This window comes from Streptomyces sp. NBC_00016 (assembly GCF_045040885.1).
Classification (GTDB): Bacteria; Actinomycetota; Actinomycetes; order Streptomycetales; family Streptomycetaceae; genus Streptomyces; species Streptomyces coriariae.
This window is the reverse complement of record NZ_CP108304.1, coordinates 9866581-9876611: the sequence shown is the minus strand read 5'-3', so window position 1 is coordinate 9876611 and position 10031 is coordinate 9866581. Positions and strand designations below refer to the sequence as shown.

Here is a 10031-nt window from a genome sequence, read left to right as displayed (position 1 = left end):
CGGTCTCAGTCGGTGGCGGGGCTGCCGGTCGCCGACGACAGGGAGGACGCCAGGGCCTCCAGGTCGTCGGCCGAGTGCGCCACCACGTAGTTTTCGATGATCATCCAGTCCAGCCGGCTGCCGCCGTAGAACTCGAGGGCCTGCTGCGGGGTCTCGACGATCGGCTGACCGTTGTCGTTGAACGATGTGTTGAGCACCACCGGAACTCCGGTCAACCGGTGGAAGTGCTCGATCAGCCCGTGGTAGGCGCCGTTGTCCTCGGCTGTCACGGTCTGCACCCGGGCGGTGCCGTCGACGTGCACGATGGCCGGGACCTCGCCCTGCTTCTCGGGCCGGACCGGGGCCACGATCAGCATGTACGGCGACTCGATGTCGAGGTCGAAGTAGTCGGCCGCATGCTCGCGCAGTACCGCCGGGGCGAAGGGCCGGAAGGGCTCGCGGTGCTTGACGCGGGCGTTGATGATGTCCTTCATCTCGGCGCGCCGGGGATCGGCCAGGATGCTGCGGTGGCCCAGAGCGCGCGGTCCGAACTCCGCCCCGCCGGTGAACCAGCCCAGAAGCTTGCCCTGCGCAAGCAGTTCGGCCCCGATCCGGGACGGCTCGTCCACTTTGCGGTAGGGCAGTCCGAAGGCATCGAGCGCGGCCCGTACCTCGCCGTCGTCGTAGGTGCGGCCCAGGTAGGCGTGGCGCTGGGCGGTGCGGGCGGGCTTTTCGCGGGGCCGGCCGGCGATGACGTGGTAACCGTAGTAGGCGTTGCCGACGGCGCAGCCTCCGTCGCCCGCGGCGGGCTGCACGAAGACGTTCTCGAAGGGAGTCTCGCGCAGCAGGCGGCCGTTGGCCACGCAGTTCAGCGCGACTCCGCCGGCCAGGCACAGATCGGTGAGCCCGGTGTCCGCGTGGAGTCGGCGGGCGACGTGCAGGAGGGTCTCCTCCAGCGTGTCCTGGGCCGCGTAGGCCAGATCGGCGGCGCGGGCGAAGCGCTCGTCGCCCGTGTAGCCGTCGAGGGCGTGCTCGATGAAGTCGAGCAGTCCGCCGTTCTTGAGGTGCAGTTCGTAGCGGCCGTCGGGCAGCAGCGTGAGGTAGTCGCGGAACTCCTTGCAGTAGCGCGGGGTTCCGTAGGGCGCGAGCCCCATCGTCTTGCCGTCTTCGGACAGGTACCAGTGGCGGCCTTCGTACTCGTTCTCGTACAGGACGAAGCCGATGGCCTTGCTGACCGCCTTGTACATGTAGCCGAGGGAGTGGTCGCTGTCGCCGGCCTGGTAGACCCGAAGGGCGCTGAGGCCGTCGGTGGACCAGTTGGTGCCGAGCACCTTGGACAGCTCGGTGATGGTGGTGCCCTCGCCGACGGCGGTGGTGAGGGTCTCCACGCCCTGGTCGTCGATCAGGCTGCCCGCTCCGTCGACCACGAGAATGGCGGCCCGTTCGAAGGGCGAGGGGAAGAAAGTGCTGGCGGCGTGCGCCATGTGATGACGTATCAGGTGAATGCGCTTACGGAAGGGAAAGTACGCGGGTGCCAGCAGCGTGTCGTCGGCGACGATGACGTCGACGTCCGCGAGGCGTGCCTGAGCCATGTCGAGGCAGTACCGCCACGACTCGTTGAACAGTGAGTTGACTCCGACCGAGTACTTGACCCGGCGTACCCGCTCCTCCTCGATTCCCGCGGCGATGACGCCGTCGGAGACGAGACAGGCGGCGAAGTCGTGATTGGACCCGCCCAGGCCGAGCGTCAGCATCCCTGTGTTCCCCCTCTTTGAGCTCGCAGGATTCCTTGTGTCACGGCCGCACGGCGTGGATCAGGTGGTTCAGCGTGTCCTCTCCGTCCGCCATCGGCGGTTTCGAAACGCTGGGCTCCAGGCCCATCTCCCGCAGATACAGACAGAGTTCGGCGACCCGGCCGTGCACGTCCTGGACGTCGATGAGAACGTTGCGCAGCAGGGGGCGCAGTTCCACGTCGACACCCCGCAGGATCTCCAGTTCGGAGCCCACCGCGTCGATCTTCAAAAGATCGACGGGTCGGTCGGTGCCGATGTGCCGGGAGAGCCGTTCGACGGTGACCGTGGTCTCGCGTCCCTGGAACATCCGCTCCACGACCCGCGGCGGAAAGCTCTTTCCCAGCAGTTCCCTCAGCTGACCCTGATCCTGCGGGTACAGCGTCGAACTGCTGGGGAGCAGCGGGTAGTAGCGGAAGGACACGCCGGCCGCCTCCTCGCTCCCCAGGGCCGTCTCGTGCACGGACACGTCGTGGAGGCCGAACTCCGCCACGTTGGCGTGCAGGGCCGCGACGAGTTCGGGCAGCGGCTCGAAGGCCACGATGCGCGCCTTGGGCCGGCGCTGCTTCACGAAGAGCGTGAAGAGCCCGATGTTCGCCCCGACGTCGATGACGAACGGCTCGTCGGGAAGGGAAATACCGTCGTAGGTTCCGCCTTCGAACATCTCTCGGTACAGAAAGCGCGCGTCCAGCGCGCTGACGGCGTGCACGGAGAATCCCTCAGCGACTTCTGTCAGCTTCAGGGGTGTCATTTGGCGGGGCCCCCGGGACTCAGCCGAGACGTTCGACGACGTAGTCGGCCAGCCGGTCCTCGGAGGTGAGCGTGTCCTCGGTGAGGTCCTCGTCCTCGAACGTCACACCGAAGCGCTCTTCGAGGAGAAGCAGGAACTCCAGCGCGTCCAGCGAGGTGAATCCATAGGCTTCGAGGAAGTTGCTGCTGTTCTCGTTCACCGTACGACCACTGGAGGCGGCAAACTCCTTGGCGATTTGGTGGATCTCCTGGAGCACTTCGTCGCGGTTCACAGACAGCCTTTCATTCGTTCGGACGAGTGACAATCTAGTCGGTGGGTCAGAGGCTGTCCATCCTGACTAAGCCTCAAAAGCGCTTGTGGAGTGACTAGTTGGCTTCTGCAAGCAGGCGGTCCAACCAGCGATGGTGATGCTGCAACGCCAACTCGTTGCGTCCGAACAAAAAGTGCGTATTCGCCCCGGAGGACAAAGCTGCCTGTACGTCAAATCCGGTGCGATAGTCCTCGTCCGCCACGCCCCTTTCGACGAGTTCGCTGAACTCCGCCGTGTAGCGACGGTCCTCCTCGGTGACCGGCGGCACGCGCGTCAGGATGGTCTGCACGGTGCTGCTTCGGTCCACGCCCGGGCCGGGCATGATCTGGGAGACGACTCCGTGTCCTTCCCAGGTGCCGGCGATCGACACGTTGGGGAAAACGGTGTAGACGGTGCCGCAGTGCGGTGCGGGGTCCCAGTCCTCGACCGGGATGTCCCGCAGCGTCCGGAGCGACTTGACCGGGTACAGAATCCGCTGGTGCGGCCCGAAGGAGTCCACCACCATCAGGTTGGAGGTGGACGTCGGGGCGAACGTGGTGCGGTGCAGTGCCTGGATGTGGTAGCTCTCCAGATAGCCGTCGAAGGCTACCTTCCAGCCGGGGCCGGCCAGTTCGCGCTGCTCGTAGACGTGCCACTTGTCGAGTTCGAGCCGCTCCAGCTCGCGCGCGTAGTCCCCGAGCCAGGCGTCCAGGTCGATCGCGGCGCCCGGGGTGAGGCACACCCATACGAAGCCGAGGCTCTCCACGACGGGCAGGGGGCGCAGCCCCATTTCGGCGGTGTCGACGTCCCCGAAGGTGCCGGGCTTGTGCACGGCGACGAGGCCGCCCCGGTCGTCGTACACCCAGGCGTGGTAAGGACAGCGGAAGCGGTGCCGGGTGCCGGTTCCGGCCGGGCACAGCTGGGCACCGCGGTGGCGGCAGACGTTGAGGAACGCCCGTACGACGCCGTCCTGTCCACGGGTGAGCAGGACCGGGGTGCCCAGCGCGTCCAGGGCCTTGTAGGAGCCGGCGCCCGGGAGTTCGACGGAGAGCGCGAGCGCGAGCGGGACCCGTTTGAAGACGACGTCGACCTCCCGCCGCCACCGGTCGGGGTCGAGGTATTCCGTGACGGGGACCCGCAGCACGTCCTCGGCCTGGTCCGTCGTGCCGGCCTCCAGGTGCGCCAGGGCCCGCTGCGCGAGGGCCACAGCCTGGGCATGGTCGATCACGGCTCCCACCTCCCGTTTCCTTCCGGTGCGTGCAGTGCGAAGAACTCCTCGTACAGGAGCACCTGACTGTCGAGCATGTGGCGGCCGTACACGACGGGGCGTCCGCTCTCCCGGGCGGCCTTGAGCAGGGCGGTCTCGGCCGGCTTCATGATGATGTCGGCGACCGCACAGGTACGCGGCAGTCGTGCGAGGTCGAAGGGCAGCAGGTCACCGGGACGCATACCCAGCGGGGTCGCGTTCACCGCGATGTCGGCGCCGTCGCCGTCGAAGTCGCCCTCCGCGCCGACCGTCACGCGACCCGGCCAGCGTGCGTCCAGCCGGGCCAGTACGTCTTCCCGGCGGATGGGGTCGGGGTCGTACAGCCGCAGCCGGGCGACGCCGGCGGTGAGCAGGGCCGCGGCGACGGCCCGTCCGGCGCCGCCGGCCCCGGCCAGGGCGACGGTCGCGCCCGCGGGGTCCTGGCCGTGGAGGCGCAGCCCGTGGACGAAGCCGGCGCCGTCGAAGTTCTCGGCGAGCCAGGTCCCGTCGGGGTTCCTGCGCAGAGCGTTGGCGCTGCCGGCCACTTCGGCGGCCGGGCCCAGCAGGTCGGCGTACCGGCACACCTCGATCTTGTGCGGCACGGTGACGAGGATCCCGTCGAGGTTGCGCATCCGGCGCAGTCCGCGCATCACCTCCGCGAGGCCGTCGGGACCGACATGCACGGGAACCAGCACGGCGTCCCGCGCGGTACGGGCGAACAGGTCGTTCAGCAGGCCGGGGGCGCGCACCTGGGCCACCGGGTCTCCCAGGACCACGTAGAGGCGGGTCGTGCCCGAGATGACGCTCGGGCCGGGCGGGGCGTCGGGCATGGCGCTCCTCAGGCCGAGGTGGGGGCGGCGCCCGAAGGCAGGTCCGCCAGGACGGAGGAGACCAGGTGCTCGTCGACGCCGGGCACCAGCTCGACCCCTCGGGGGCCGTCCAGGACGAACGTCAGTCCGGCGTCGGCGTCCTGCCCCTTCTTGTCGCGCCGCATCAGCTCCACCAGGGTCGCCACGGACACGCCGGACGGCAGCCAGGTGGGCAGTCCGAAGCTCTCCACCATCTCCTGGTGCTCGGCCACCCTGTGCCGGTCGACGCGGCCCAGCCGACCCGCGAGCAGCCCGGCGAACACGGTGCCGACCGCGACCGCCTCGCCGTGCCGCCAGACGTAGTCGGTGGCACGCTCGATGGCGTGCCCGAGGGTGTGGCCGTAGTTGAGGATGTGGCGTGGGCCCCGGTCGCGTTCGTCACGGGCGACGACCGACGCCTTCAGCGTCACGCTCGCCACGATCTGCTCGGTCAGGTCGAGCCCGCGCAGATCGCCGGCGCCGATGAACGCGCAGCGGGCTATCTCCCCGTATCCGCTGAGCAGTTCGCGCCGGGGCAGGGTGTGCAGGAAGTCCGTGTCGCACAGCACCGCGCTGGGCTGCCAGTAGGCACCGACCAGGTTCTTGCCCTCGGGCAGGTTGACCGCGGTCTTGCCGCCGACGCTCGCGTCGACCTGGGCGAGCAGCGTGGTCGGCAGGTGCACGACCTTGATGCCGCGGTGGTAGAGGGCGGCGGCCAGGCCGACGGTGTCCGTCGTCGTGCCGCCACCGCAGGCGATCACGGCGTCGGACCGGGTCAGCCCCGCGCCGACGAAGGCGCGGCAGTACGACTCCACCGAGGCGAGCGTCTTGTGCTGCTCGCCGTCGGACACCGGCACGACCGTGAACGGCACACCGGGATCGGGAAGTTCTCTCTCCGGCAGGGCGCTCACCAGAGCGACGCGGCCGACGCCCAGTTCCTTCAGGACGGCCGGCAGCAGTCGACGAGCGCCGGATCCGACGTGGACGGCGTAGTCGTGGTCTTTCAGCGTGACGTCGATACGGCGGATTGCGCTCATGCCTTCAGTGCCCCCGTGGCTGTCCGGCCTTCACCGACGGCATGCTAACCAACGGTGCCGATCAAGGTCCACCCCCCGACGTGAAGACCGCCGGTTCCCGGCATGTACAGAATGTTTCACGGTCATGGAGTCCCAACTGGGTCCTATGGCTACATGGTTGACGAACAGTTAGGGTTGACCGGTCGAGCGACCTGGCCGTAAATCCCAAGCCGACCGCAAAACGGGGACTTTCATGCGCCTTAAGGAAAAGTTTCGTACCGCACTCACCGCCTCGGCGGCCGAAGGCGGTCGACTCCCCTTCCTGATGAACGACATGGTCATCGAGGAACAACTCTGCCAAATGCGCTGTTCCTACTGCCTCACCGAGGAGTACAACCTCCTCATGAACGTGCCGGACGCACGGCTGCGGCTCACCACCGATCGCCGTCAGGACTGGCACGAGATACTGGACATGTACCACGAGCACGTGGACGCGCCCATTCTGCGGCTGTCCGGCGGTGAGTTCTTCTGGCTGAAGGGGTCCACCGAGTTCGTCCAGGAGGCCAGCCGCCGCTACGAGACCGTCCAGGTCATCACCAACGGTGTGTTCCTCAACGAACGGCGCATCGAGGCCCTCGCCGCGATGGGCAACGTCCAGCTGAACATCTCCCTGGACGGACACACCCTTGAGCTGAACCGGCACCGCCTGCCCCCGAAGCAGGCGAAGCTGCACGACGTCATCATGCGCAGTCTCCACGCGGCGGCCGAGGCCGGGCTGCGCATCGACATCCAGTCGGTGCTCACCGACGCCAACTACGCGGGCCAGCTGGAGTTCGCCCAGTACCTGCGCGACGAGGTCGCGGGCAGCACCACGCTGTACTTCTTCCCCGTACGCGGCGACACCGCCGAGCGGATGGGCCCGCCGCCCGGCGACCACCTGATGCCGCTGGTGGAGCGCTACGACGAGTTCGTGGACGTCCTGCCGCCGCGCGCCTACGTCGAGCACATGGCCGAACAGCTCAAGACGAACGTGCGCACCCTCGGCTGTTTCGTCACGGCGACCATGGCCCAGCTCTTCGGCCAGGGCGATGTCTCCGCATGCCCGCACGCCTGGGTCAAACCCATGGGCAACCTGGCACAGGACCGCAAGCTGCTCCTCGACCAGTACGGCTCGCACCAGCACTACGACCTGTTCATGCACGACCGGCCGCGGTTCAGCTTCTGCAAGACCTGCGCCACACCGTCCGACGTCATCAACCTGTTCTTCCTCGACCGGATCACGGAAGAGGAGATCGGCGCGACGCACCTGTACTCGGGCGAGCGCTCACGCGCCCGGCTGCGGGAGCTGAAGGAGACCTTCCGGCCGGTCATATCCGACGCCCCCGCAACCGGCCAGGGCGTCGCTCAGAGCGTCAGTTCCTGATCGCACTCTGCTTCGGCGTACAGCGCCACGATGAGTTCCTGCACCTCCAACGCCTGCGCCGGGGCCACCACGCGGCCCCGGGCCCGGCCCGCCACCGTATCGAGGAAGCCGCGGATCGCCGCCAGCTCGGGCCGGCGGTCCTCGGCCGTGACCGTGCCCGCGGCGCTGCGCACCTCGCCGCGTCGCAGGTCCAGCACGGTGCTCTCGCCACTGGCGGCGGTGGCCTCCAGGGTGAGGCCCATGACCCGGCTGCGGCGGTCGATGCGCAGCGTCGCATGACCTGCCGGGAACTCCAGGTCGGCCACGACCCGCTCCTCCACCCCTGCCGCGTCGACCCGGCAGGAGACCGGGCGGGGCCGCCCGAAGACGGTGATCAGCAGGTCCAGGGCATGCGCGCCGAGGTCGACCAGTGCCCCGCCGCCGGCCCGCGCCGCGTCGCCGTACCAGTTCGTCACCGGCCGCCACAGCCGCTGGCCGGCGGTGGTGAAGGTCAGGGTGATCTCACAGGGGCCCTCGGGAAGCGCCTTCAGGAAGGCCGGCACCAGCTCGTGGAAGCGGTAGGGCAGGTTGACCGCGAGCCGGTCGGCACCGGCCGCCCGCGCCAGGTCGCGTGCCTCGGCCACGTCGGCGGCCAGCGGCTTCTCGCACAGGACGTGCGCCCCGGCCGCGAGTGCCGCGAGCACGGGCTCGGTGTGGGCGTCGTTGGGGGTGCACACCGCCACCACGTCCGGCCTGCCGACCGTGAGGAACTCCTCCAGGCTGGTGGTGACCAGGACGCCGTCGGCCGCCGCGCCGAGGACCGAGCGAGCACTGTCGGCGTCGGTGTCGCAGGCGGCGACGAGGGTGTAGTCCTCGTGGTCGGTGACAACGGGCAGGTGATAGCGCTGGAAGACGCGACCACAGCCGACCACTCCGTAGCGCAGGGTCATCGGCCCACTCCCGCCGCGACGAGGGCCTCGGCGCCGCAGACGCGCTCCACCCGCTCGCCGAATTCCTGGAAGGACTCGCCGAGGTGCTCGGCGTCGTAGTCGGCCACCAGGTCCCGCAGGTCGGCGGTGAGCCGGGTGGCGAGGTCGGGCGGGTCGGTCTCGGCGAGGACGAGTCCGTAGTTCATGAAGGCGAGGAACAGCTCCGGCAGCCCGTTGCGCCAGGCCCGCAGGCGGCTGAGGAAAGCGCGCGGATTGTGCTCCGTCCCCCGTAGCCGGCGGGCGCCCAGGGCGATCTTCTGGGCGATGAACGGCAGGACGTTCTCCTTGCGGTCGCTGATCTCCTCGCCGACCTCGCTCCACGCGCTCCACAGGGCCTCGACGCGGGGGTCCGGCACGCGGTAGTCACGGCGAGCGGTGCGCAGGATCTCGTAGGCGTCGCCCTCCAGGCCTTCGATGTCGGCCAGCGGCAGCGGCTCCTCGATCTTGTCGTACATCTCGGTGCCGCGCAGCGCGATGGCGCGGTTGATAAGGAAGAACGGGTTGTCCGCCTCGTGGATCCGAGCGGCCACGATGAACTCGAGGTTCTCCCAGAGTTCGTCGATGGTGGTCTTCGGCTCGATCATGATCCAGCCGGGGTCGAGGCCGAGGCCCTTGCGCTTGAACATGCGGGCCGCGTCCAGGTTGTAGGCCACCGTGGTGCCCTTCTTGAACCGCCGCAGCATGCCGGGAGACCCGGACTCGATGCCCAGCAGCGCGGACGAGAGCCCCGCCCGGTGCAGCAGGTCGAGAGCCTCGTGGTCGATCAGCCCGGAGTCGACCCGGAACTCACAGTGGAACTGGAACTTCAGACCACGGCTGAGTACGGTCTCGGCGAACTCGACGGCGTGCGCGAAGCCGTCGCCGAACGCCCCACCGAAGTTGTCGTCGTTGAACCAGATGAAACGGGTCCCGAACTCCCTTTGCAGGTACTCGATCTCGTCGACGACGTCACCGGGCGGCCGCATCCGCCAGAAGCCGTCCACCACTCCGGGCTGGCGGGGCGCGTAGCAGAAGGTGCACTTGGCGTGGCACCCTCGGCTGGTGAACGTGGAGGCCACGGGCGTCGCGATGCCAGCCGCCTTGTGGTACTGAAGCACGTCACGGGCCGGCCAGACGAGGTTGCCGAGGTCCGGCAGCACGGGCATGCCGCTGCTGCGCACCCGGTCGCCGTCGCGGTAGAACAGCCCGGGCGTCTCCCGCCAGTCGGTCCCGGCGGTCAGCCGGTCCATGATCCCGACGACCGTCAGCTCACCCTCGCCGAAGGTGACACAGTCGGCCTCGGGTACCTGCTCGGCGATGAGCTTGGCGTTGTAGGTGCAGAAGGCGCCGCCGATGGCGATGAAGACGTCCGGGTCGGCGATCCGCGCGCACCGGATGAGCCGGATGGCATCGATGATGTGCAGGTCGTACATGATGCTGATGCCGACGAAGCGGGGGCGCTCACGGCGGATGAGCTCGATGATGGCATCGTCGCTGGGCGTACGGCCGTGCAAATTCAGGGATGTGACGGAGTGTCCGGCGTTGCGCAGATATCCGGTGATGCAGGCCAGGCCCAGATTCTCCCGGACCTTCTCGTAGAAAATCCGTAGCGCCGGGTCGAGTTGGACGTACTCCTCGTCGGTGACGGTCACGTTCTGGTTGTTCAGGCTGAGTGCCCCCGTGGCTATCTCACGCGGGGTCAACAACACGACGTCCGACATCTGACCCTAACCCTTCCCCGT

Annotated in this window: 9 protein-coding genes; 1 reads left to right on the top strand and 8 read right to left on the bottom strand. The window is 68.5% G+C overall.

The window, feature by feature from the left end; translation table 11 throughout:
- Positions 1-5: 5 nt before the first annotated feature.
- From OG933_RS43545 to OG933_RS43520, 6 genes are all read right to left on the bottom strand, one after another.
- Positions 6-1733, bottom strand: coding sequence for a carbamoyltransferase (locus tag OG933_RS43545; protein ID WP_405633000.1), 1728 nt, complete (start codon positions 1731-1733; stop codon positions 6-8).
- A 40-nt stretch (positions 1734-1773) separates the two neighbouring features.
- Complete coding sequence (locus OG933_RS43540; protein WP_362525620.1) at positions 1774-2478, bottom strand: FkbM family methyltransferase; 705 nt, start codon at positions 2476-2478, stop codon at positions 1774-1776.
- A gap of 61 nt (positions 2479-2539) precedes the next feature.
- On the bottom strand, positions 2540-2791 hold the full coding sequence (locus OG933_RS43535; protein ID WP_020129798.1) for a phosphopantetheine-binding protein: 252 nt from the start codon (positions 2789-2791) through the stop codon (positions 2540-2542).
- A 94-nt stretch (positions 2792-2885) separates the two neighbouring features.
- A complete protein-coding gene (locus tag OG933_RS43530; RefSeq protein ID WP_362525623.1) occupies positions 2886-4037 on the bottom strand; it encodes an aromatic ring-hydroxylating dioxygenase subunit alpha in 1152 nt (383 codons plus the stop codon).
- Positions 4034-4885, bottom strand: coding sequence for a shikimate dehydrogenase family protein (locus OG933_RS43525; RefSeq protein WP_405632997.1), 852 nt, complete (start codon positions 4883-4885; stop codon positions 4034-4036). The genes OG933_RS43530 and OG933_RS43525 overlap by 4 nt, the downstream gene beginning before the upstream one ends.
- Before the next feature lie 8 nt (positions 4886-4893).
- Positions 4894-5940 carry a 3-dehydroquinate synthase family protein gene (locus OG933_RS43520; RefSeq protein WP_405632994.1) on the bottom strand — a complete coding sequence of 349 codons (1047 nt, stop codon included), beginning with the start codon at positions 5938-5940 and terminating at the stop codon, positions 4894-4896.
- 232 nt (positions 5941-6172) lie between these two features.
- On the opposite strand from OG933_RS43520, the gene OG933_RS43515 reads away from it, so the two are divergent.
- On the top strand, positions 6173-7342 hold the full coding sequence (locus OG933_RS43515; protein ID WP_405632991.1) for a radical SAM protein: 1170 nt from the start codon (positions 6173-6175) through the stop codon (positions 7340-7342).
- Here the strand turns inward: OG933_RS43515 and OG933_RS43510 are convergent.
- The gene (locus OG933_RS43510; protein WP_383477557.1) at positions 7324-8271 is read right to left on the bottom strand and encodes a Gfo/Idh/MocA family oxidoreductase; all 948 of its coding nucleotides are present in this window, start codon (positions 8269-8271) and stop codon (positions 7324-7326) included. The two genes, OG933_RS43515 and OG933_RS43510, sit on opposite strands and share 19 nt — an antisense overlap.
- On the bottom strand, positions 8268-10010 hold the full coding sequence (locus OG933_RS43505) for a B12-binding domain-containing radical SAM protein (RefSeq protein ID WP_405632987.1): 1743 nt from the start codon (positions 10008-10010) through the stop codon (positions 8268-8270). Before OG933_RS43505 ends, OG933_RS43510 begins: the two co-directional genes overlap by 4 nt.
- Positions 10011-10031: the final 21 nt, after the last annotated feature.

Coding starts and splice junctions, on each gene's coding strand:
- OG933_RS43505 (WP_405632987.1), bottom strand. CDS start 10,010: ATGTCGGACGTCGTGTTGTTGACCCCGCGTGAGATAGCCACGGGGGCA.
- OG933_RS43520 (WP_405632994.1), bottom strand. CDS start 5,940: ATGAGCGCAATCCGCCGTATCGACGTCACGCTGAAAGACCACGACTAC.
- OG933_RS43525 (WP_405632997.1), bottom strand. CDS start 4,885: ATGCCCGACGCCCCGCCCGGCCCGAGCGTCATCTCGGGCACGACCCGC.
- OG933_RS43545 (WP_405633000.1), bottom strand. CDS start 1,733: ATGCTGACGCTCGGCCTGGGCGGGTCCAATCACGACTTCGCCGCCTGT.
- OG933_RS43515 (WP_405632991.1), top strand. CDS start 6,173: ATGCGCCTTAAGGAAAAGTTTCGTACCGCACTCACCGCCTCGGCGGCC.
- OG933_RS43510 (WP_383477557.1), bottom strand. CDS start 8,271: ATGACCCTGCGCTACGGAGTGGTCGGCTGTGGTCGCGTCTTCCAGCGC.